Here is a 22,276-nt window from a genome sequence, read left to right on the forward strand (position 1 = left end):
TTGGTTGACGATTTCTCGATGGCAGAGTGTTCCCATGGGGAGATCTCGGCGCACGGCCCGGTGGGCGCTGCGCGTAGTGGGGATTGTCGTGACGCTGGCGTGCGTGGTCGGTCTGGGCCGGTTCCTGTGGCCGCAGCCGGGCATCGATGAGCAGCCGGGGTCGACCGAGCGGCAGCTGGCGTTCCTTCGAGCCGCGCTCGACGACGGCGCGGATGTCGCCGCGCAGAGCCAGTTTCCGGAGGGGCACTTCTTCCTGAACGCGCTCTATGGGCTGTCGTGGGTGCAGGCGGCGCACACCGACCCGGTCCTGCGTGCAGCGGCGTTGCGCGAATCCCGTTGGGCGCTGGCGCGAGTGGAATCAGCCGAGGGGCGGGCGGTGTTCAGCCCGGCGCTGCGGCCCGCGTACGGGGTGTTCTGGGCGGGGTGGACCAATTGGTTGCGTGGGGCGATCCTGTCGCTGGACGCCGACGATCCCGACGAGGTGCGGCGATTCACCGCGCACAGCGAGGAGATCGCGCAGGCGTTCGCCGCGTCGGACACACCGTTCCTGCAGGCCTATCACGGCCAGGCCTGGCCGGTGGATTCCACCGTGGCGGTGGCCTCGCTGCGGTTGCACGACAACCTGTTCGGCGAGCGCTTCGGCGCGGTGACCACCCGCTGGCTCGCCTCGGCGCGGGCGCACCTCGATCCGGCCACCGGACTGCTGCCGCACCGGGTCGCGCCGGACGGGACCCGACTCGACGGCGCGCGGGCCACCTCGCAGACGATGATCCTGCGCTTCCTGCCGGAACTCGACGCCGACTTCGCCCGGAGCCAGTACCAGCTGTTCCGCGACCAATTCCTGTCCTACCCCGGCGGTTTCGGACCCGCGCTCCGAGAGTACCCGCGCGGGGTGGACAAGGCGGGCGACGTCGATTCCGGACCGCTGGTCGGCGGGATCAGCCTCTCCGCGACGGTGGTCGCACTCGGCGCCGCCCGAGTCAACGGTGACCACGACCTGGCCGCGGCGATCGGCTCCCAAGGCGAACTGCTCGGGCTGCCGATGGAGCTGCCCGGCTCCAAGCGGTACGCCTTCGGGCTGGTGCCGATCGGGGACGCTTTCGTGGTGTGGTCGTCGACGGCTCGGCCGCTCACCACGGAACCGGCTGTGGGCGCGCTGGATCTGCGCTGGTGGTGGCGGGTGCCGTGGTTGATCGTGCTCGGTGTGATCGCCGGTGTGCCCTGGGTCGGGTCACTCGGCGGAGCGATACGGCGCAGGCCCGAACTCTCGGGAGACCGCGAAGGGAAGCCTCGGGCCGCCGCCCTGTAGGGAACCGGACCAGGAACGGCTTCGCCCCCTCGCTCAGCGCAGACCGGCCGCTCTGCCCGCGAAGCGCACGATCCGCTCCTTGACCCAGGCACCGGTGCGCCCACGGACGACGCGGGTCGCCGGGCTGTCGTCGGCGTGGAGGAACTGGATGACGGCGTCGCGGCGACCCAGGCTGACGCACTGCAACTGGTAACGGAAGGTCATCGGCTTCGGCTCGATGCCGTCGGCGCGGGCCACGATGGCCTTGGCGACGTAGGCCCCGGCGGGCAGGGCTGTCGCGCAGGCCATCCGGAGGGGGCGATCGCCGGGGCCGTCGATCAGCGCGGCGTCGCCCGCGGCGTAGATGGCGGGGTGGGAGATCGAGCGCAGCGTCGCGTCGGTGCGGATGCGGCCCTGCTCGTCGACGTCGAGGCCCGCGCGGCGGGCCAGGTCGGGGACGGTGAATCCGGCGGTCCAGACGACAGCCGCCGCGGGCAGCACAGTGCCGTCGACCAGGCGGACACCCTCGGGCAGCACCTCGGCGACCTTGACGCCGGACCTGATCTCGACGCCGAGAGCGGTCAGCGCGGTGCGGATGTGCTCGGCCGCGCGGGCGGACAACCAGCTGCCCGGCTCCTCCGAACCCAGCAGCGTGACCCGCGAATCCCGGTGCGACTCCGCCAGTTCCGCCGCGAGCTCGATGCCGGTCGAACCGGCGCCGACGACGACCACCGGACCCGCGGGCAGCGCCCGGATGTCCTCGGGGACCGCCACGGAGTGCGCGTACTCGGCGACACCCGGCACGCCGGCGCGGTCGGCGGCGCTGCCGAGGGCGTAGACGAGGGTGTCGTAGCCGATCGCCCACTCGCCGTCGAGGTAGACCTGTTTCGCGACCGGGTCCAGCGCGGTGACCTGTGCTCGCACGAATTCGACGCCCTTGCGCTCCAGCAACTCCCGCAGGTCCCAGCGCCTGATCGACTGGCCCGCGGCCGCCTGATGCAGGCGCACTCGTTCGACGAACTCCGCGCGGGTATCGACCACCGTGATCGCGGCGCCGCGCGCCTTGCTCGCCAAGCGGCGCGCCGCGCCGAGTCCCGCGTATCCCGCGCCGAGGACGACGATTCGCTGCTGCTGCCCGGACATGGTGTGGCTCCTCTCGACAATGCCGACACCTTCCAGACCGGACAGCCCCCGATTTCCTGACAGCTCGGTGCGGTGATCCGGGTCACGCCTGCTCGGCGACCAGAAACCCCAGCTTGTCGGGGTTGACGACGATGCGGATCGCGTCGACCCGGCTGTCGGCGTCGAGCTCGAAGAGCATGACCGAGCTCGCGACGACACCGTCGGCCCGCACCACCAGCGCGAGCTCGCCGTTGATCTCGGCGACGGAGAACGAGCTCGCGGGGGTGAGGAACTTGTTCAGGCCGATCAGGTAGCGCGCCACCAGGTCGCCGCCGCGCACCGGACGACGGGCCGCGGTGATCTTGCCGCCGCCGTCGGCCGTGGAGACCACATCGTCGGCGAGCATCGCCCGCAGGGCGGTGACGTCGCCGGTGCCGGCGGCGAGCAGGAACCGGTCGATCAGCGTGCGGGCGTGTGACTCGGGCACCGCGAAGCGCCGCTTGCCCGTGCGCACCCGTTCGCTCGCGCGGTGCAGGATCTGCTGGGAGTTGGCCTCGGTGAGGTCGAGCATCGCGGCGATCTCGGCGTGCGGGTAGCCGAACGCCTCGCGCAGCACGAAGACCGCGCGCTCGATCGGACTGAGCCGTTCCATCGCGGTGAGCAGGGCCAGCGAGATCGACTCGCGGGCCTCGACCGTCTCCAGCGGGCCGAGGGCCCCGCCGCCGGTCGGGACGGGTTCGGGCAGCCACGGGCCCACATAGGTCTCGCGCCGGGCACGGGCGGACACCAGCCAGGTACGGCACAGATTCACCGTGACGGCGGTGAGCCAGGCCTCGGCGTTCTCGATCCCCGCCGGATTCGCGGCAGCCCAGCGCAGATAGACCTCCTGCACGATGTCCTCGGCCTCCGTCGCCGCCCCGAACATCCGGTAGGCGAGCCCGAACAACCGCGACCGATGCCGGAGGAATTCATCGACCTCGTCGTCGCCCCTCACGTGCCCCTCCCAGATCTGCCCACCCGATCCCCCGGGCCACCTCACCACCACGGTTTCGCCCGCCGAAAACTCAGTCCCGTGGACGACGCAATCGCAGGCGGGCCGAACCGCGGATCGCCGGGCGGCGGATCTGCGGGATCCGGCTCTGCGCGCGCCGCTGGGCCCGGCGCTCGGCCGGCTTGTGCTGCCAGGTCTCCGGGCGGGCCGCGACCCAGCGGGCCGAGCGCCAGGCGAACGGGATGTGCGCCAGGTACAGGCCGACCAGGATCAGCAGCAGCACGATCGGGTAGGTCACCAGGAGCGCGGCGGCCAGGGCCACCAGCACCAGCAGACCCGCGGCCGCCTGGGGCGCAACCGAGACCGACTTCATCGCCAGCGTGGGGATGGTGCTCACGCACAGCAGCGCGGCGAAGATCGTCCACGCGGCGACGAAGGCGAAACCGTCCCACCAGCCGTCACCGAACTGCACTTTGAGCGCGATGGGGACCAGGGCGATCAGCGCGCCCGCCGGGGCGGGCACGCCGACGAAGTACTCGCGCGCCCAGTTCGGGCGGGAGTCGTCGTCGAGCAGGGTGTTGAAGCGGGCCAGGCGCAGCACCAGGCTCACCGCGTACAGCAGGGCGACGATCCAGCCCGCGCTGTAGCCGTCGAGCAGGGTGACGTAGAGGACCAGCGCGGGCGCGACGCCGAAGGAGATCGCGTCCGAGAGCGAGTCCAGTTCGGCGCCCATCTTGCTGGTCGCGTCGAGCATCCTGGCCAGGCGGCCGTCGAGGGTGTCGAGCACGGCGGCGGCGCCGACCATGGCCAGCGCCACGTCCAGCTCGCCGTCGAGCCCGAACTTCACCGCGGACAGACCGGCGCACAGCGCCAGGATGGTGACGACGCTCGGCAGCAACCGGACCGAGCGCGGACGCTTCCGGCGGGCGGCCTGTTCGATCATCCCAGCACAGCCAGGACTGTTTCGGCCCCGATCGTGCGCTGGCCGGGGGCCACCAGCAATTCGGTGCCCACCGGGAAGTACGTGTCGACGCGGGAGCCGAACCGGATCAGGCCGTAGGTGTCACCGATGGTGAGCACATCGCCGACGCGCGCGTCGCAGACGATGCGCCGCGCGAGCAGACCGGCGATCTGCACGACGACGACCTGCTTGCCGTCGGCGGTGTCGATCACCATGCTGTTGCGCTCGTTGGCGTCGCTGGCCTCGGGCAGATCGGCCGAGAGGAACTTGCCCGGCTGATGCAGCACCTCGCGCACGGTGCCGGACACCGGGACGCGCTGCACGTGCACATCGAGCACCGACAGGAAGATGCTGACGCGCGGCAGCGGCTGATCGCCGAGACCGAGCTCGGCGGGCGGCACCGCGGTGTCGACCAGGGCGACCTCACCGTCGGCGGGCGCAACGACGACGCCCGCCCGGTTCGGCGGCACCCGGTGCGGGTGCCGGAAGAAGGCCGCGCAGGCGCCGGCGGCGGCGAGCCCGGCCCGGCGCACCCATTTGTTCCGTCCGCCGACGACCGCGACCGCCAGCGGCACCGCGACAAACGGCAGGCCGGCGGGGTGTAGCGGTGGTACAGCGGCCCGCACCAGGTCGACGACATGGCCGACGCCGGTGGTTTCGGGCGTGCCGGGCGGAGTGGGGCGGCGTGCCACGGGCTCCCTCTTTCGTGGTGTGACGACAACGCAAGCGTTCACACCTTACGCCGAACCCCGCCGCATCCACCCGTGGTCAGTGCGCCGCTTTACGCCCTGTGAACAGCTTCACGAGGTACAGCAGGATGCAGGCACCCGCCAGACAGGTGAAGAAACTGAAGATCCAGCCCGCTCCCTCGACGTCGACGCCGAAGAGGCTGAGGATGAATCCGCCGAGCAGACCGCCGACGACTCCGACGACGATGTTGAGCAGGATGCCCTGCTGCGCGTCGGTCTTCATGAACTTGCTCGCAATCCAACCGGCGAGGCCGCCGATGATGATCCAACTGATTATCCCGAGTCCAAGCATGGTGTCCTCGTTCCCTCGATGGGTCGGCGAGCAATCGCCTTGTCTCCAAGGTATACCCCGGAGCAGTTGTGACATAAGACACGAATCGGCGGGGCGGACGCGCTAATATGAGGCGTCCTCATGTCTGCGCGTTCACATATTGTCCACGCGGGGGTCATGGGCGATGAGCGACGGATTTCGATGCTTCGGGTACACCCAGCGGTGCGACCGCAGGTTGACAGGTACATAGGAGACGCAACATGGCTGCTCGAATCGCCCAGACGACTGGGGCTGAGCACACCGCGATTCTCGGTTTGGGCGTTTACCGCCCGGCCCGGGTGGTCACGAACGACGAAGTCGCGGGGCCGATCGACTCGAGCGACGAGTGGATCCGCACCAGGTCCGGGATCAAGACCCGGCGCTTCGCCTCAGCCGAGGAAACCATCCAGACGATGAGCGTCGCGGCCTCGCGCGACGCCCTGGCCGCGGCGGGCATCGCTGCCGACCAGGTCGACTGCGTCATCGTCGCGACGTCCACCCACCTGCTGCTCACCCCCGCCATCGGCCCACGCATCGCCACCGACCTGGGGATGACCGGCGCCGCCGCCTTCGACATCTCGGCCGGCTGCGCCGGGTTCTGTCACGCCCTGGCGATGGCCTCGGATCTCGTGCGCGCGGGCACGTCGAAGAACGTGCTGGTGATCGGCGTCGAGAAGCTGACCGACACCGTCGACTTCACCGACCGCTCGACGGCGTTCCTGTTCGCCGACGGCGCCGGCGCCGTGATCGTCGGCCCGGCCGCGGACCAGGGCATCGGCCCGACCGTCTGGGGCTCGGACGGCACCCAGCACCACGCCATCCGGCAGAGCAAGGACTGGATGGAGTTCTTCGCCGAGATCGACGAGAAGGGCACCGACGCCGTGCGTCCCTATCTCGAGATGGAGGGCACCGCGGTGTTCCGGTGGGCGGCGCACTCGCTGGAGAAGGTCTGCCGGGACGCGATCGATCGGGCCGGGCTGACCACCGAGGACCTGGACGCGATGATCCCGCACCAGGCCAACGGCCGGATCATCGAGATCATGGCCAGGGTGCTCAAGCTGCCGGAGAACTGCGCGCTGGCCAACGACATCGAGGATTCCGGCAACACCTCCGCGGCGTCGATCCCGCTGGCCATGGAGGCGCTCCTACGCAAGGGCGAGTCCAAGCAGGGCGATACCGCGCTGCTGATCGCCTTCGGCGCCGGACTGTCCTACGCCGCACAGGTTGTCACCCTGCCCGCCTGGCGATAGCCGAGGCAGCAACTTCGCCCACCGCTCGACAGGCAGGCCCTCGGGCAGGCCGCCGAGCGGTGGGCTCGCCGTGTCCACCCTGTCCCGCTTGCACCAATCCGGACACGCTGGCAAACTCTTCGCTAATCGCCGTTGCTGATCGACGATGCTCAGCTCCCAGCGTTCCCGTCGTCAACCCGAGGTGATCGGCCGTGAAAATGCGTTCCTTCCTGCCGCGCAGGCACACCAACGACGTCCCGCTGCTGCCGACCATCGAGCCGGACGACAGCTCCGCGCTGCGCGCCGCCCTCACCCGCCGTAAACGCGACGAACGCCTCGAACGCCTGCTCACCCCCAGCGAACTGGACCTGGTGCTGCACAACCAGCTCTGACCACGCGCGGCGGCGCACCACCTCCACGGAGGGGGATACTTCTCTGGTGAGCACTCCAGCGGTAACCAAACCGGCCATTCTGAGCGTTGACGACGATCCGGGGGTCTCCCGGGCGGTGGTGCGCGACCTGCGCCGCCGCTACGGCGCGGACTACCGGATCCTGCGGGCCGAGTCGGGACCACAGGCGCTCGAGGCGCTGCGGGAGATGAAACTGCGCGGCCAGCCGGTCGCGGTGCTGATCGCCGATTACCGGATGCCGGGCATGGACGGCATCGAATTCCTGGAGCAGGCGATGGACCTGCACCCCTACGCGCGCCGCGTCCTGCTGACCGCCTACGCCGACACCAACGCCGCCATCGACGCGATCAACGTCATCGATCTGGACCACTACCTGCTCAAGCCGTGGGACCCGCCGGAGGAGAAGCTCTACCCGGTGCTCGACGGCCTGCTCGACGCCTGGCGCAGCGCGGAGCAGCGGCCGGTGCACGAGACGAAGGTGGTCGGCGATCGCTGGTCGCCGCGGTCCTCGCAGGTGCGCGAGTTCCTGGCGCGCAACCAGTTGCCGTACCGCTGGTACCCCGTCGACGAGCCGGAGGGTGCGCGGTTGCTCGAGGCGGCGGGCGCCGATCCGCTGACCTGTCCGGTGGTGATCACCGCGGCGGGCACCGCGCTGATCCAGCCCAGCGACAGCGAGCTCGCCGAGAACGTCGGCCTCACCGTGGAACCCAGCGGCGACTTCTACGACCTGATCGTCGTCGGCGGCGGCCCGGCCGGGCTCGGCGCCGCGGTGTACGGCGCGTCCGAGGGACTGCGCACGGTGCTGGTGGAACGCACCGCGACCGGCGGACAGGCCGGGCAGAGTTCGCGGATCGAAAACTACCTGGGCTTTCCCGACGGCTTGTCCGGCGCGCAGCTGGCCGACCGGGCGCGGCGGCAAGCCGCCAAGTTCGGCGCGGAGATCATCACCACCCGCGATGTCGTCGGGCTGGAGGTCAACGGGTCGGCGCGCACGGTCCGCTTCGCCGACGGCGGCAAGCTGTGCGCGCACACGGTGCTGATCGCGACCGGCGTCGACTACCGGCGTCATCCGGCACCCGGCGTCGACGAGTTCACCGGTCGGGGTGTGTACTACGGCTCGGCGATGACCGAGGCGGCCGAGTGCGCTGATCAGGACGTCTACATCGTCGGCGGGGCCAACTCGGCCGGACAGGCCGCGGTGTTCCTCTCGCGCAACGCCCGTCGGGTGCACATCGTGGTCCGGAGCGACGCGCTGGAGAAGTCGATGTCGCACTACCTGATCCAGCAGATCGCGCAGATCCCGAACATCGTGGTGCACACCGAGACCGAGGTGGTCGGCGTCGACGGTGACGATCACCTGGAACGGATCGTGCTGCGCGACAACCGCACCGGCACCGAGGACAAGGTCGACGCGCAACGGCTGTTCCTGTTCATCGGCGCCGCGCCGCAGACCGGCTGGCTCGATGGCGTCGTCATCCGCGACGACGCCGGCTACGTGGTGGCCGGACCCGACCTGATGATCGACGGCGCCCGCCCGCCGGGCTGGGAACTGCCCCGCCCACCGCATCACCTGGAGACCAGCGTCCCCGGTGTCTTCGTGGCGGGCGACGTGCACGCCGAATCGGCCAAGCGGGTCGCCTCCGCGGTCGGTGAGGGCGCGATGGCGGTCATGCTCGTCCACCGGTATCTGGCATGAGTAGCCAGCGGCCGGGGGCGGGAGCGGAGCGTCACCACGGGGGCCGTCCGATCATGCCCACTGCTACTGCTCAGGAGCGGCGATGACCGACAGCATGCTGATCTGCGATCCGAACGAACTGCGCACGCTGTTCCTGTTCGAGAAGCTCGACGACGACCAGCTCGCGCAGCTGTGTGAGGCGGGCCGGATCGAATACATCGACCCGGGCCCGGTCTACCGCGAGGGCGAGCCGGCGACCTGCTTCTACGTGCTGATCGACGGCGAGGTGCGGCTGACGAAGCTGTCCGGCGGCATCGAGATCGAGATCAACCGCACCGACCACCGCGGCGTCTACGCGGGCGCCTGGATGGCCTACCTGGGCGACAAGGTGAGCCAGGACTACGCGGGCTCGATGTATGTCCAGCGGCGCTCCCGGTTCCTGGTGCTGGCGGCCGCGGACTTCGCGCGGATGGTCAAGGACTGGTTCCCGATGGCGGTGCACCTGCTGGAGGGCGCCTTCTACGGCGGGCAGAAGTCCAGTCAGCGGATCGCCGAGCGGGAACGGCTGCTCGCGCTCGGATCGCTGTCGGCCGGGCTGACCCACGAGCTCAACAACCCGGCCGCCGCCGCGGTGCGGGCCACCGCCGGCCTGCGCGAACGCGTCGCGGGCATGCGCCACAAGCTCAAGATGATGGCCACCGGCAAGTTCCCGCCCGAGGCGCTGGTGCATCTGGTCGATCTGCAGGAGCAGGCGGCCGAGCGGGTCGCCAAGGCGCCCGACCTGTCGCCGCTCGAGGCCGCCGACCGGGAGGACGCGCTCGCCGACTGGTTCGACGAGCACGGCATCGCCGACGGCTGGAATCTGGCGCCGACCTTCGTCCAGGCCGGGCTCGACATCGACTGGCTCGAAGGCGTGCACGCGACCCTGGAGGCTTGCCAGGCGCAGGTCTTCGAGGGCGCGATCCGCTGGCTGAACTACACCATCGAGACCGAGCTGCTGATGAACGAGATCGGCGACTCGACGGCCCGCATCTCCACCCTGGTCGGCGCGGCCAAGCAGTACTCGCAGATGGACCGCGCGCCCTACCAGGTCGTCGACCTGCACGAACTGCTCGATTCCACGCTGGTGATGCTCAATCGCAAGCTCGGTGACGGCGTGCGGGTGGTCAAGGACTACGACCGCTCGCTGCCGCTGGTCCCGTGCTTCGCGGCCGAACTCAACCAGGTGTGGACCAACCTCATCGACAACGCGGTCTACGCGATGGACGGCGCAGGCACCTTGACGCTGCGCACCTACCAGGAGAACGACTGCGCGGTCGTCGAGATCGGCGATACCGGCCCCGGCATCGCGCCCGAGGCGAAGGGCCGGATCTTCGAACCGTTCTTCACCACCAAACCGGTCGGTGACGGCACCGGACTCGGCCTCGACATCTCGTTCCGGATCGTGGTCAACAAGCACAACGGCGACATCCGGGTCGAATCCGAGCCGGGCGACACCCGTTTCATCGTCCGCCTGCCGCTCGATCCCCAGGCGGACAACGACAGCACCCCGTCGAACACAGGAGATCAGTGATGGCTGAAGAGTTCGAAGGTATCGACACCAGCGTCCCGCCGAGCGGGGCCGGTTGCGTGGAATGCGACGCCGCGAACGGCTGGTGGGTGCATCTGCGCCGCTGCGCCGAATGCGGGCACGTGGGCTGTTGCGACAGCTCGCCGAGCCAGCACGCGTCGAAGCATTTCGCCTCGACCGGGCATCCGTTCATGCAGAGCTACGAGCCGGGCGAGGACTGGTTCTACAACTTCACCACCAGCGAGATGTACAGCGGCGGGCCCGAACTCGCGGCGCCGACCAGTCATCCGATCGGCCAGTCCGTGCCGGGACCGGCCGACCGGGTGCCCGCGAACTGGCAGTCACTGGTCCACTAGCAGCGCTAGGGCGTGATCCCGGCGGCCTCGGCGACGGTCTTGTCGGCGTTGCCCGGCGCGAGGCAGACCAGCTTCGCGGTGCCGAGCGCCACGTTCGGGCTGCCCTCGAAGGGGCTGCCCGGATTGGCCGCCAGGATCTGCTCGATCGCCTGCTTCTCACCCTCGGTGTCGAGTTCCTTGAACTGACCGCAGGTGATCTCGGCGGCGGTCGGCGCGGCGCTCGCCGATGTCGTCGGCGCGCCGGTCTTGGTCGTGGTGGTGGCACTCGCGCTCGCGCTCGAGGTCGGTGTGCCCTTGCGCAGCCCGCTCGCGTCGGCGGCGTCGTCGGAACCGCATCCGGCCACCGTCAAGCACAACGCCCCAGCAGCCAGGACGACGAGGGAGATTCGATTCATCTGCAGCTCACTGTGTTCTCGGCGGCTGGCGCCGCGGGTTTTCGGCCTCGTAACCTCGCGTCCGAGCGGCGATACTCCGCCTGCGGCGTTACGTCTCGCCGCTCGGATGCGAGGCGGCCGAAAACGTGGTGGTCCGGTTCGGGAGGTAAGGATGCCAGCTTGTTCGAGCGGATGCCAATGGCCGCGGTCCGGGCGTCCATAGGATGGGGTGGTGGCTGAACTCTCGCTGACCGCCCGGCTCAACCCTTCGGCGGCCGATGCCCGGCGCGGGGTGGTGCGTCTGCACCCCGAGACGCTGACCGCGCTCGGCCTGCGCGAATGGGACGGCATCGCCCTGACCGGCGCCCGCCGGACGGCGGCGGTGGTGGCCAAGGCACCGGCGAGCACTCCGCCAGGCGTCGCACTGCTCGACGACGTGACGCTGTCGAATGTGGGGCTGCGCGAGAACGCGGCGGTGACGGTCGCACCGGTGACGGTCTACGGCGCCAAGCAGATCTCGCTGAGCGGATCGGCCCACGCCACGGCCAGCATCCCGGCGGCCACGCTGCGCCAGGCCCTGCTCGGCAAGGTCGTCACCGTCGGTGACACGGTGTCGCTGCTGCCGCGCGACCTCGGCCCCGACATCAGTTCGGCGGCGGCCACCCAGGCGCTCTCGCGCGCCTTCGGCATCGCCTGGACCACCGAACTGCTCACCGTCACCGCGATCGAGCCGATGCCGGGACCGGTGAGCGTGCAACCCAATTCGGCCGTCGGCTGGGGTCGTGGCCCGGCCGCGATCCTGCACGCGATGGAACGCGACGCCGACCCCGGCCTCAACGGCCTGCCCGCCGATGCCGTCTCCGTGAGCACGGGGACCGCGCCGATCCAGGTCGAGGAGCTGGCCGGCGTGCAGGGGCAGGCGGCCAAGCTGTCGGAGTGGCTGAGCCTGGCGCTCGACGAGCCCGAGCTGCTGAAAACCCTGGGGGCACCGGCACATCTGGGCGTGCTCGTCACCGGGCCCGCCGGAGTCGGCAAGGCGACGCTGGCCAGGGCGGTGGCCGCGCCGCGGCGCGTGGTGGAACTCGACGGACCCAGCGTCGGCGCGATGGAGAGCGGAAACCGGTTGCGCGAGGTCGCCGAGGCGGTCGGGGACGTCGCCGCCGGGCAGGGCGGCATCCTGCTGATCACCGATATCGACGCGCTGCTGCCCGTCGAGGCGGAGCCGGTCGCCACGCTGATCCTCGACCAGCTGCGGGCCGCGATGCGCGCGCCGTGCGTGGCTCTGCTCGCCACCACCGCCCATCCGGCCCAGGTGGACGCGCGCTTGCGCGCGCCGGACCTGTGCGATCGCGAACTCACCCTGCCGCTGCCGACCGCCGTGGTCCGGCGGGCTCTGCTCGAACAGCTGCTGCGCAAGGTGCCCTCGGGCGCCCTCGACCTGGAGCTGATCGCCTCGCGCACACCCGGTTTCGTGGTGGCCGACCTGGCCGCGCTGTGTCGGGAGGCCGCGGTGCGCGCGGCCGGACGGGCCAGCCGCGAGCAGTCCGAGCCCGAACTCACCCAGGACGACCTGGTCGGCGCGCTCGATGTCATCCGGCCGCTGTCTCGTTCGGGGACCGAGGAATTGGCGATCGGCTCGCTCGATCTCGACGATGTCGGCGACATGGTGGAGACCAAACAGGCGCTCACCGAGGCGGTCCTGTGGCCGCTGCGGCACCCCGATTCGTTCGCCCGGCTCGGCATCGACCCGCCGCGCGGTATGCTGCTCTACGGTCCGCCCGGCTGCGGTAAGACCTTCCTGGTGCGGGCGCTGGCGGGCACCGGCCAGCTCAGCGTGCACGCGGTCAAAGGCGCTGAGCTGATGGACAAGTGGGTCGGCTCCTCGGAGCGGGCCGTGCGCGAACTGTTCCAGCGCGCCCGCGATTCGGCGCCGTCGCTGATCTTCCTCGACGAGGTGGACGCGCTGGCACCGCGACGCGGGCAGAGCAGCGACTCCGGGGTCTCCGACCGGGTGGTCGCGGCCCTGCTCACCGAGCTCGACGGGGTGGAACCGCTGCGCGATGTGGTGGTCGTCGGCGCGACCAACCGGCCCGAGCTGATCGATCCGGCGCTGCTGCGACCGGGGCGGCTGGACCGGTTGGTGTTCGTGCCGCCGCCCGACGGGCCCGCCCGGCTCGACATCCTGCGCACCGCGGGTCGCTCGGTGCCGCTGGCGGCCGACGTCGACCTGGCCGCACTGGCCGAGGACCTCGACGGCTACTCCGCCGCGGACTGCTCGGCCCTGCTGCGCGAGGCGGCGCTGTCGGCGCTGCGCCGCGATATTGCGGCGGCCGATGTCACCGTCGAGGACGTCGCCGCCGCCCGGGCGAGCGTGCGGCCGTCGCTGGATCCCGAGCAGGTCGAGTCGCTGCGCCGGTATGCCGAGAGCCGCGCCTGACCATTCCCGTGCTGCTGTACCGGATCCGGCCCGCGGCGCCGACACCCGTCGCGCCGTAACGGTGTCCGGCGCGACCGGATCGCGCACCGTCGGCGAACGCGCCGCCCGGTCATCCGGTCGTGACATCCCAGGTAGGACGGTTTTCGCCGGTATCGTCGAAGGGTGCCCAAGATCCGGGATGGTCTGGACGCGGTGGCGGCCTTCGCCGGGGCCGCGGCGGCGGGGATGTCGCTGTTCCTGCCGTTCACCTTCGGCGCCGAGTCCGCGGTCGACTCGCCCTACCGGGTCACCAGCCTGATCAACAGCGTGCCGCGCGCGGCGGCGCTGGGGCTCATCGTCGCCGTCGTCGTCGCGGTGCTGGCCCGGCCGATCACCCGGCCCGGACTGGTCTGGCTGGCCGCGGCGTGCGGCTCACTCGCCCTGGCGATCAACTACTTCGTCGGGCAGACGATGACCTCCACCGACGTGCTGACCACCCAGAACTACGTCGACTCGCTCTGCGGTGGCGTGCTGTTCGGCGCGCTCGGCATCTGCGCGCTGCGGATGCGCTGGCCCGCGGTCGGTTTCCTGCTCGGGGTCGTCACAGTGTTCGTCTACGGCGAGGTCGTGGCCGTGTTCAGCTCGAACACCTCGGCCACGGCCAGCAGGTCCGTGCACACCCCGGCCTGGCTGGTCGTCGCCGCGGTCGTGCTGCTGACGCTGAACACCCTGCGTCACCGGCACGGCATCATGCTGCCCGGCATCGCGCGCCTGGCCGCCGACCTGCCGATCAGCCCGATCGTGGCCGCCACCGTGCTGTCGCTGACGCTGCTGATCGCCACCGACTGGCTCGATCGCGAGTTCGACGACCTGCACGGCAACACCTGGCAGATCACCCTCGCCGTGGTGGTCACGCTGGCCGCCGCCTTCGCCACCGCCGTCCTGCTGCCCGGCCGCGACGGCACGGGCGTGCTGATGGCGGTCAGCCTGGGCGCCGCGGCCGACTCGCTCGCCGACGCGCTGAGTCTCGGCTGGAATCTCGTCCTGATCCTGCTCGTCGCGACCGCCGCCATCCTGGCCGGCCTGCGCTGGTCGCGACCGTGGCTCGTACTGCTCGGCGCGGCCGCGATCTGCGTGTTCGCCACCGTGGCCGAACGGCTTCCGTGGGCGTTCGCCTGGACGGCGGGTGTCGTGGCGCTGACCGGCGTCGTGGGTTTCGCCGCCGGTTCGCTGCGGGTCGTCTACCTGCCCAGCGCCGTGCTCGGCCTCGGCGCGCTGTACCTGCCGTCGATCCTGTGGTCCATCCCCACTCGGCAGCGCCACTGGCCCACGGGCACGACCTCGGTCGACGACAGCATTCCGGGCTGGGTCGCGCTGACCATCACGATCGGCGCCGCGGCCGGTCTGGCCGTGTTGTACCGGATCCGGCCCGCGGAAACGGAATCCGTCACGCGGTGATAGCCGGGCGCCCCGCGACATGGCCGACGCGACAGCACCGGTGCCACGAAACCCGATGGGATCGCCCGTAGGATCGGGGCGCACTACTCGACCGCCACCTACCCGACGGAGGAGGAGTTGCTCGCCGTTCTACTCGCCCACGCGCTGGCCGCACTGGTGGCCCCGGTGTGTGTGCGAGTGCTGGGCCGCAACGCTTTCTACCTGCTCGCGCTGGTACCGCTGGGCAGTCTCGGCTGGGTGATCGCGCACTGGGGAACGACCGTGCGCACGCATGTGCGATGGGCGCCGCAGATCTCGATGGACATCGATCTGCGCTTCGACTCCCTCGCCGCGGTGATGTGCACGCTGGTTCTCGGCATCGGCGCGCTGATCCTGGCCTATTGCGGACGCTATTTCGAGCGCGACGAAGCCAAGCTCGGGGTCTTCGCGGCCGAGCTGACCGGTTTCGCGGGCGCCATGTTCGGCCTGGTCACCAGCGACAACATGCTGCTGCTCTATGTCTTCTGGGAAATCACGACAGTGCTGTCGTTCCTGCTCGTCGGGCACTACGCCGAGCGGTCGGTGAGCAGGCGGGCGGCGATCCAGGCGCTACTGGTGACCGGGGCGGGCGGGCTGGCGATGCTGGTCGGGATCGTCGTGCTCGGCAACCGCTACGGCAGTTACCTGCTGTCGGATCTGCTGGCCACCGCGCCGCCCGGCGGGACCGCGGTCTCGGTCGGCATCGGGTTGGTGCTGATCGGCGCGATCAGCAAATCGGCGATCGTCCCGCTGCACTTCTGGCTCCCCGGCGCGATGGCCGCGCCGACCCCGGTCAGCGCCTATCTGCACGCGGCCGCGATGGTGAAGGCGGGCATCTACCTGGTGGCCAGGCTCGCGCCCGCCTTCGCCCAGACCCCGCCCTGGCACGTCATGCTGCTGCCGCTGGGTCTGATCTCGATCCTGCTGGCGGGCTGGCGGGCGATGCAGGTGTACGACCTCAAACTGGTGCTGGCCTTCGGCACCGTCAGCCAACTGGGCCTGCTGATGACGATGATGGCGATCGGCACGCCGGACGCGGCCCTGGCCGGGATCACGCTGCTGGTCGCGCACGCCCTGTTCAAGGCCTGCCTGTTCATGGTGGTCGGCATCATCGATCACGGCGCGGGCACGCGTGACCTGCGCGAGCTGTCCGGGCTCGGGCGGCGGGCGCCGTGGTTGTGCGCCATCGCGGTCGTCGCCGCGCTGAGCATGGCCGGGATCGCCCCGCTGCTCGGCTTCGTCGGCAAGGAGTCGGCGCTGAGCTCGGTGTGGTCGGCGGAAGTACTGACGACACCGGTCAAGCTGGCCGAGCTGGCGGGCATCGCGATCGGCTCGGCGTTCACGGTGGCCTACAGCACCCGCTTCATCTGGGGTGCCTTCCGTGGCGCCGGGTCGCCGACCCCACCGATGACCTGGCACGCGCCGGGTGCACTGCTGCTGGTGCCGCCCGCGGTGCTCGCCGCGGCGGGCGTCGCGGGCGGGCTGGACACGACCGACGTCGACCGGTGGCTGAGCCCCTACGCCCAGACCTTGCCCGGTGAACTGGACGCCCACCTCGCGCTCTGGCACGACGTCACCTGGCCGCTGGTGCTGACGCTGTTCATCATCGTCGCCGGCGTCGCCCTGTTCCTCATCCGCGGCCGGATCACCGAACCGGTCCATCCGCGCCTTGGCAACGCCGACCGCGCCTACGACGCGGCCCTGCGCGCGATGGACCGGCTCTCGCTGAAGATCACCGGCACCGTGCAGTCCGGTTCGCTGCCCGCCAGCCAGGCCACCATCCTGGGCACCCTGATCGTGCTGCCGACGGTCCTGCTGGCGCTCGGCACCCGCACGGGAGTGGAGCTGCGGCTGTGGGATTCGCCGCTGCAAGCCGCGATCGGGGCGATCATGATCGCGATGGCGCTGGCGGCGACGGTGCTGCGCAACCGGTTGGCCAGCGTGCTCGTCGTCGGGGTCACCGGCTACGGCTGCGGCGTGATCTTCGCCCTGCACGGCGCGCCCGACCTGGCGCTGACCCAATTCCTGGTCGAGACCCTGACCCTGGTGATCTTCGTGCTGGTGTTGCGCGCGTTCCCCGCCGAGATCGCCGAGGACCAGGCGACGGCCTTCAAGATCCGCCGGGCACTGCTCGCCGTCGGCGTCGGCGTCACCGTCGCGGTGCTGGCCGCGTTCGCCACCGCCGCCCGCCGCGCCGAACCGATCTGGCAGGCCATCCCGGACGCCGCCTACCGGATCGGCGGCGGCAAGAACGCGGTGAACGTGCTGCTCGTCGACATCAGGGCCTGGGACACCCTGGGCGAGATCTCGGTACTCGTCGTCGCCGCGACCGGCGTCGCCTCGCTGGTGTTCCGCAGCCGCCGCTTCGGCAGCGCGCCGCGCGCGGCCGACTCACCGAACTACGACCCCGACGCGGTGAGCTGGCTGTCGGCCGCCCGGCTGGTCGACCGGCGCGACCGCTCGATGGTCCTGCAGATCACCACCCGGCTGATCTTCCCCACCATCATGGTGCTGTCGGTGTACTTCTTCTTCTCCGGGCACAACGCGCCGGGTGGCGGCTTCGCGGGCGGCTTGGTCGCCGGGCTCGCGCTGACCCTGCGCTACCTGGCGGGCGGCCGCTACGAGCTGGGCGAGGCGCTGCCGGTCGACGCCGGACACCTGCTCGGCGCCGGACTCACCCTGGCCGCGGGCACCGCGACCGCCTCGCTGCTGCTCGGCGCGCCGCCGCTGTCGTCGGCGATCGTCGAGGTGACGCTGCCGGTGCTCGGCCACATCAAGCTGGTCACCGCGATGTTCTTCGACCTCGGCGTCTACCTGGTCGTGGTCGGGCTGGTCCTCGACGTGCTGCGCAGCCTCGGCGCCCGCCTGGACAAGGAATTGGTATGAGTGCCAATCTCGTTCTGCTGATCACGATCGGCGCGCTCACCGCGTGCGGGGTGTACCTGTTGCTCGAGCGGGTGGTCTCGAAGATGCTGCTCGGGATGATCCTGCTGGGCAACGCGGTGAACCTGCTGATCCTCACCATGGGCGGCCCCGACGGGCGGCCGCCGGTCCTCGGCAGTTCCGATACCTCCCACGACGGCATGGCCGACCCGCTGGCCCAGGCCATGGTGCTCACCGCCATCGTCATCACCATGGGCCTGGCCGCGTTCGTGCTCGCGCTGGCCTACCGCTCCTACATGCTGACCACCACCGAGGACGTCGACAACGACCCCGAGGACGCCCAGATCGCCGCCCGGCGGGAACGGGAGGATCCCGAACAGTGACGCTGTCCCCGGATCTGCTCCCCACGCTCGCCGCGCTGCCGGTGCTGGTCCCGCTGCTCGGAGCCGCGGCGACGCTGGTGTTCGGCCGCCGCCCCCGGCTCCAGGCGATGATCTCGCTGAGCGCGCTGTCGTGTGTGCTGGTGATCAGCGCGCTGCTGCTGTATCTGGCCGACCGCGACGGCACCACCGCGGTCCAGGTGGGCGGCTGGTCGTCGCCCATCGGGATCACGCTGGTGGTCGACCGGCTCTCGGCGGCGATGCTGCTGGTGTCGGCGTTCGTGCTGCTGGTCGTGTCGATCTACGGTGCGGGACAGAACATCTCCGACGGCGGCGAGAACCAGCCGACCTCGATCTACCGGCCCACGTACCTGGTGCTGACCGCGGGCGTGGCGACGGCGTTCCTCGCCGGTGACCTGTTCAACCTGTTCGTCGGGTTCGAGGTCCTGCTCGTCGCCTCGTTCGTGCTGCTCACCGTCGGCGCGACCGAGGAGCGCATCCGCACCGGGATCGCCTATGTCATGGTCTCGATGGTGTCGTCACTGATCTTCCTGATCGGCATCGGCATCACCTACGCCGCCACCGGGACACTGAATCTCGCGCAACTGGCCGTGCGCCTCGAGGCCACCCCGAGCGGCGTGCGCACCGCCTGCTACGCGGTGCTGCTGGTGGCGTTCGGGATCAAGGCGGCGGTGTTCCCGCTGTCGAGCTGGCTGCCCGACTCCTACCCCACCGCGCCCGCGCCGGTGACCGCCGTCTTCGCCGGTCTGCTCACCAAAGTCGGTGTGTACGCGATCATCCGCACGCACACCCTGTGGTTCCCCGACGGCGCGTTCGACGACATCCTGCTGGTGTGCGGGCTGGCGACGATGCTGGTCGGCATCCTGGGCGCCATCGCGCAGACCGATATCCGGCGACTGCTCTCGTTCACCCTGGTCAGCCATATCGGCTACATGGTCTTCGGCATCGGCCTGGCCACCACGGCGGGCCTGACCGGCGCGGTCTTCTACATCGCCCACCACATCCTGGTGCAGACCGCGCTGTTCCTGGCCGTCGGTCTGATCGAACGCCAGGCCGGGTCGGTCTCGCTGCGCCGGATCGGCGGACTGGCCGCCGCGAGCCCGCTGCTGGGCGTGCTGTTCCTGATCCCGGCCCTGAATCTCGGTGGTATCCCGCCGTTCTCCGGGTTCATCGGCAAGGTCGCGCTGCTGGAGGCGGGCGCGGCCGAGGGCAGTGTGCTGGCCTGGGTACTGGTGGGCGGTTCGGTCGTCACCAGTCTGCTGACGCTGTACGCGGTGGCGCGGGTGTGGAGCAAGGCGTTCTGGCGGCCGCGTGAAGAGGCACCGGAGGGCCATCTCACCGCGGCGAAACCACCGACGCTGGTCGAGGACTCGACCGACGTGTACTACGAGGACCGCACCGACCCCGGCCGGATGCCGGTGCTGATGGTGCTGGCGACCGCGGGCCTGGTCACCGCCGGGCTGGCGCTGACCGTGCTCGCCGGACCGATCCTGGGCATCGCCGAACGCGCGGCCGCCGACCTGGACGACCCGTCGGTCTACATCGGCGCCGTCCTCGGATCGGAGCCGCGATGACGATCGGAGGGCTGGTCAACCGCGACAACGTGCTGCGGATCGGGGTCCTGGTGTGGCTGACCGCGGTCTGGGTCGCGCTCTGGGGCGACCTGAGCGCGGCCAATGTCGCGGCCGGCTTCGTCGTCGCGCTGATCGTGGTCTTCGCGCTGCCGCTGCCGCTGGTCCCGGTGACCGGCCGGTTCCATCCGGTGTCGTTCATCGAATTGATCGTGGTCAGCGCCTATTACGCGTTCGAGTCGAGTCTGCAGGTGGCCTGGTTCGCGCTGCGCCCCGCCGGACCGCCGGTCTCGGGCGTGCTGCGCGTGCACCTGGGCATCCAGTCCGATCTGGTGCTGGTGATGGCCACCGACCTGCTCAACCTGATCCCCGGCACCATGGTGCTCGAGCTGGACCGGCCGCGCTGCGTGGTCTATGTCCACGTGCTCGACGTGGGCAGCGAGAAATCGGTGCTGAAGTTCTACCGCACCACCCGGCGATTGGAGCATCTGCTGATCAACGCCTTCGAACGACCCAGCGAACGCCGCCGGCTCGATCCCGACTCGGAGGTGCCGTCGTGACGGTCGTCGCCGTGCTCGCGGGCATCCTGCTCACCGCCGCCGCGGTCATCACCAGTTACCGAGTGCTGGCCGGACCCAGCACCCTGGACCGGGTCGTCGGGATCGACTCGCTGATGGCCATCGCCGCCTGCGGGCTCGCGGTCTGGGCCGCCTACAGCGACGACACCACGGTCATCCCCGCGATCGTGGCGCTGGCCCTGGTCGGCTTCCTCGGCTCGGCCGCGGTTACGCGCTTCCGCGTCAGGGACGACCGATGACGGCATGGGAGTGGGTCTCGGCCGTGCTGATCCTGACCGGCTGCACGCTCGCGTTCACCGCGGCCATCGGTATCGTGCGTTTCCCCGACACCCTCACCCGCATGCACGCGGCCACCAAGCCCCAAGTGGTCGGGCTGGTCCTGGTGCTGATCGGCACGGGCATCGACATCAGGGGCGACGTCAACGTCTGGATGCTGGTGCTGACGGGCCTGTTCACCATCCTCACCGCACCGGTCATCGCCCATCTCCTCGGCCGCACCGCCTACCGCGAGCAGCGGCACCGCGACGGCCTGCTGCGGATCAACGAACTCGGCCGCGACGCCGACGACTAACCGGCCACCGGCGCGAGCGCCCGTCGCGGGGCCGCGGCGAACCAGGTCGCGTGGAACGCGGCGGCCACCGCGGCCAGCAGCCCGAGGACGACGGCGCCCGCGAGCACCGGGTACTCGGCCATCGGGACCGCCAGATACCGGAAGGACAGCAGCAGCCCGGCGAACACCACGGCGCCGAAACCGACCATCCGCACCCGGAACGCGCCCCAGCCGCGTTCGGGCGCCCGCAGCGCGGACTCCACGGTCAGGCACAGCACCGCGCCCGCCACCAGGTCGACGCCGTAGTGGTACCCGAACCCGAGCGTGGCGGCCACGGTCGCGGCCAGCCAGAACGCGCCGCCCCAGCGCAGCCAGGCCGGTGCGCGCGAGCCGTCGACATCGCGACGGGTATGGATGAACAGCGACAGCGCCCAGGCGGTGTGCATCGACGGCATGCAGTTGCGCGGAGTGAACGCGTCGAACGGCAGTGGCGCCGGGTTGTGGTCGATCGGCGGCAGCATCGAGGGCCAGAAGTTGCCCACCTGGAAGCCGTGCCCGTCCGCGCCGAAGGCGAACATCGGTCCCACGACCGGGAACAGCACATAGAACAGCGGCCCGACCAGCCCGAGCACCAGGAAGGTCCGGACCAGGTAGTGCGTCGGCCACTCCCCCGTCGGGACCACCCGGCGCAACTGCCACACCGCGACGACGATCGCTGCGACCGGCAGTTCGATGTAGACCCAGTGCAGCACGCCGTACACCTCGGGTCCGAGGACCTCGAGCACCCGGCCGAGCACCCAGGACGGGTCACCGAGCGCGTGGTCGGCGAGGACGAGGTATTCGTCGAGCACCGAGGGCCGCACCGCCGAGGTGACGTGCAGCCACACGTCACCCACCTTGGTGGCGAGCACCAGCAGCGCGCCCAGCGCCGCCGCCTTCAGCGCGTCGGTGCGCTCGCGCCCACGCCAGCGCACGGCCGCCACGATCGCCAGCCCGGTCAGCACGATGGTCGGCCCGTTGCCGACCGTGAAGGGTTTGCCGTCGAGCAGCCGTAGCGCGGCGTAGATCGCGTCGATCCCGATCGCGGCGACCACCGCGGACAACCGCCTGCGCGCGTTGACCCCGACGAGGGCGAGCAGCAGACCCGCCCACGGCACCGACATCGATTTCGGCGTTCCGACGTAGTCGCGGGCCAGGCTCGCCAACGGACCGTCGAACCCGCTGACCCAGGCCGCGATCTGCAATCCGACCAGCAGCGCGAGCACCGCCGACACCGCGACGACGGCGAGGGTGCGTGGCTCACGCAGACGGTTCCGAAGGGTGGCACCCCCCGCATCGGTGCGCGGATGTTCGACAAGCATCCAAA

Annotated in this window: 21 protein-coding genes; 14 read left to right on the forward strand and 7 right to left on the reverse strand. The window is 70.6% G+C overall.

Annotated features, from left to right (window positions below):
* Nucleotides 1-34 precede the first annotated feature (34 nt).
* On the forward strand, nucleotides 35-1,309 hold the full coding sequence (locus ATM97_RS32875) for a hypothetical protein (RefSeq protein ID WP_255588743.1): 1,275 nt from the start codon (nucleotides 35-37) through the stop codon (nucleotides 1,307-1,309).
* Nucleotides 1,310-1,342: 33 nt separating this feature from the next.
* Here the strand turns inward: ATM97_RS32875 and ATM97_RS32880 are convergent, their stop codons facing one another.
* The 5 genes from ATM97_RS32880 to ATM97_RS32900 all read right to left on the reverse strand — a co-directional run bounded on the left by ATM97_RS32880 (nucleotide 1,343) and on the right by ATM97_RS32900 (nucleotide 5,403).
* A complete protein-coding gene (locus tag ATM97_RS32880) occupies nucleotides 1,343-2,431 on the reverse strand; it encodes an NAD(P)/FAD-dependent oxidoreductase (protein WP_218722104.1) in 1,089 nt (362 codons plus the stop codon).
* A gap of 82 nt (nucleotides 2,432-2,513) precedes the next feature.
* Nucleotides 2,514-3,404: an RNA polymerase sigma-70 factor gene (locus tag ATM97_RS32885; RefSeq protein ID WP_218722105.1), complete on the reverse strand. Its 891-nt coding sequence runs from the start codon at nucleotides 3,402-3,404 to the stop codon at nucleotides 2,514-2,516.
* Nucleotides 3,405-3,474: 70 nt separating this feature from the next.
* Nucleotides 3,475-4,344 (reverse strand): phosphatidylcholine/phosphatidylserine synthase, encoded by an 870-nt coding sequence (locus ATM97_RS32890; RefSeq protein ID WP_218722106.1) that lies wholly within the window; start codon nucleotides 4,342-4,344, stop codon nucleotides 3,475-3,477.
* Entirely contained in the window at nucleotides 4,341-5,054 is a 714-nt protein-coding gene (locus ATM97_RS32895) for a phosphatidylserine decarboxylase (RefSeq protein ID WP_218722107.1), read from the reverse strand. Before ATM97_RS32895 ends, ATM97_RS32890 begins: the two co-directional genes overlap by 4 nt.
* Nucleotides 5,055-5,130: 76 nt before the next feature.
* Nucleotides 5,131-5,403, reverse strand: a complete 273-nt coding sequence (locus ATM97_RS32900; protein ID WP_218722108.1) for a GlsB/YeaQ/YmgE family stress response membrane protein — start codon at nucleotides 5,401-5,403, stop codon at nucleotides 5,131-5,133.
* Between the two features lie 239 nt (nucleotides 5,404-5,642).
* On the opposite strand from ATM97_RS32900, the gene ATM97_RS32905 reads away from it, so the two are divergent.
* The 5 genes from ATM97_RS32905 (at nucleotide 5,643) to ATM97_RS32925 (ending at nucleotide 10,661) form a co-directional block, all read left to right on the forward strand.
* Entirely contained in the window at nucleotides 5,643-6,671 is a 1,029-nt protein-coding gene (locus tag ATM97_RS32905) for a beta-ketoacyl-ACP synthase III (protein WP_218722109.1), read from the forward strand.
* 191 nt (nucleotides 6,672-6,862) lie between these two features.
* Nucleotides 6,863-7,042 carry a hypothetical protein gene (locus tag ATM97_RS32910; RefSeq protein ID WP_218722110.1) on the forward strand — a complete coding sequence of 60 codons (180 nt, stop codon included), beginning with the start codon at nucleotides 6,863-6,865 and terminating at the stop codon, nucleotides 7,040-7,042.
* 46 nt (nucleotides 7,043-7,088) lie between these two features.
* Nucleotides 7,089-8,756, forward strand: a complete 1,668-nt coding sequence (locus ATM97_RS32915) for an FAD-dependent oxidoreductase (RefSeq protein ID WP_218722111.1) — start codon at nucleotides 7,089-7,091, stop codon at nucleotides 8,754-8,756.
* Nucleotides 8,757-8,838: 82 nt separating this feature from the next.
* On the forward strand, nucleotides 8,839-10,308 hold the full coding sequence (locus ATM97_RS32920; RefSeq protein WP_218722112.1) for an ATP-binding protein: 1,470 nt from the start codon (nucleotides 8,839-8,841) through the stop codon (nucleotides 10,306-10,308).
* Complete coding sequence (locus ATM97_RS32925) at nucleotides 10,308-10,661, forward strand: UBP-type zinc finger domain-containing protein (protein WP_218722113.1); 354 nt, start codon at nucleotides 10,308-10,310, stop codon at nucleotides 10,659-10,661. The genes ATM97_RS32920 and ATM97_RS32925 overlap by 1 nt, the downstream gene beginning before the upstream one ends.
* A gap of 5 nt (nucleotides 10,662-10,666) precedes the next feature.
* On the opposite strand, the gene ATM97_RS32930 is transcribed toward ATM97_RS32925, so the two are convergent.
* Nucleotides 10,667-11,056: a hypothetical protein gene (locus ATM97_RS32930; RefSeq protein WP_255588744.1), complete on the reverse strand. Its 390-nt coding sequence runs from the start codon at nucleotides 11,054-11,056 to the stop codon at nucleotides 10,667-10,669.
* A gap of 211 nt (nucleotides 11,057-11,267) precedes the next feature.
* Here ATM97_RS32930 and ATM97_RS32935 point away from each other — a divergent pair, with 211 nt between their 5' ends.
* From ATM97_RS32935 to mnhG, 8 genes are all read left to right on the forward strand, one after another.
* Nucleotides 11,268-13,472, forward strand: a complete 2,205-nt coding sequence (locus ATM97_RS32935) for an AAA family ATPase (RefSeq protein WP_218722114.1) — start codon at nucleotides 11,268-11,270, stop codon at nucleotides 13,470-13,472.
* Nucleotides 13,473-13,634: 162 nt separating this feature from the next.
* Entirely contained in the window at nucleotides 13,635-14,909 is a 1,275-nt protein-coding gene (locus ATM97_RS32940; protein ID WP_218722115.1) for a hypothetical protein, read from the forward strand.
* Nucleotides 14,910-15,026: 117 nt separating this feature from the next.
* Nucleotides 15,027-17,813, forward strand: a complete 2,787-nt coding sequence (locus tag ATM97_RS32945) for a Na+/H+ antiporter subunit A (protein WP_218722116.1) — start codon at nucleotides 15,027-15,029, stop codon at nucleotides 17,811-17,813.
* On the forward strand, nucleotides 17,810-18,193 hold the full coding sequence (locus ATM97_RS32950) for a Na(+)/H(+) antiporter subunit C (protein ID WP_218722117.1): 384 nt from the start codon (nucleotides 17,810-17,812) through the stop codon (nucleotides 18,191-18,193). The genes ATM97_RS32945 and ATM97_RS32950 overlap by 4 nt, the downstream gene beginning before the upstream one ends.
* The gene (locus ATM97_RS32955) at nucleotides 18,190-19,785 is read left to right on the forward strand and encodes a Na+/H+ antiporter subunit D (RefSeq protein WP_218722118.1); all 1,596 of its coding nucleotides are present in this window, start codon (nucleotides 18,190-18,192) and stop codon (nucleotides 19,783-19,785) included. The genes ATM97_RS32950 and ATM97_RS32955 overlap by 4 nt, the downstream gene beginning before the upstream one ends.
* Entirely contained in the window at nucleotides 19,782-20,342 is a 561-nt protein-coding gene (locus ATM97_RS32960) for a Na+/H+ antiporter subunit E (protein ID WP_218722119.1), read from the forward strand. The genes ATM97_RS32955 and ATM97_RS32960 overlap by 4 nt, the downstream gene beginning before the upstream one ends.
* On the forward strand, nucleotides 20,339-20,599 hold the full coding sequence (locus ATM97_RS32965; protein WP_218722120.1) for a monovalent cation/H+ antiporter complex subunit F: 261 nt from the start codon (nucleotides 20,339-20,341) through the stop codon (nucleotides 20,597-20,599). Before ATM97_RS32960 ends, ATM97_RS32965 begins: the two co-directional genes overlap by 4 nt.
* Nucleotides 20,596-20,931: a monovalent cation/H(+) antiporter subunit G gene (mnhG, locus tag ATM97_RS32970; RefSeq protein WP_218722121.1), complete on the forward strand. Its 336-nt coding sequence runs from the start codon at nucleotides 20,596-20,598 to the stop codon at nucleotides 20,929-20,931. Before ATM97_RS32965 ends, mnhG begins: the two co-directional genes overlap by 4 nt.
* On the opposite strand, the gene ATM97_RS32975 is transcribed toward mnhG, so the two are convergent.
* Nucleotides 20,928-22,271 carry a phosphatase PAP2 family protein gene (locus ATM97_RS32975; protein WP_255588745.1) on the reverse strand — a complete coding sequence of 448 codons (1,344 nt, stop codon included), beginning with the start codon at nucleotides 22,269-22,271 and terminating at the stop codon, nucleotides 20,928-20,930. The two genes, mnhG and ATM97_RS32975, sit on opposite strands and share 4 nt — an antisense overlap.
* Nucleotides 22,272-22,276 lie beyond the last annotated feature (5 nt).

Source organism: Nocardia sp. MH4 (genome assembly GCF_019266065.1).
GTDB lineage: Bacteria > Actinomycetota > Actinomycetes > Mycobacteriales > Mycobacteriaceae > Nocardia > Nocardia canadensis.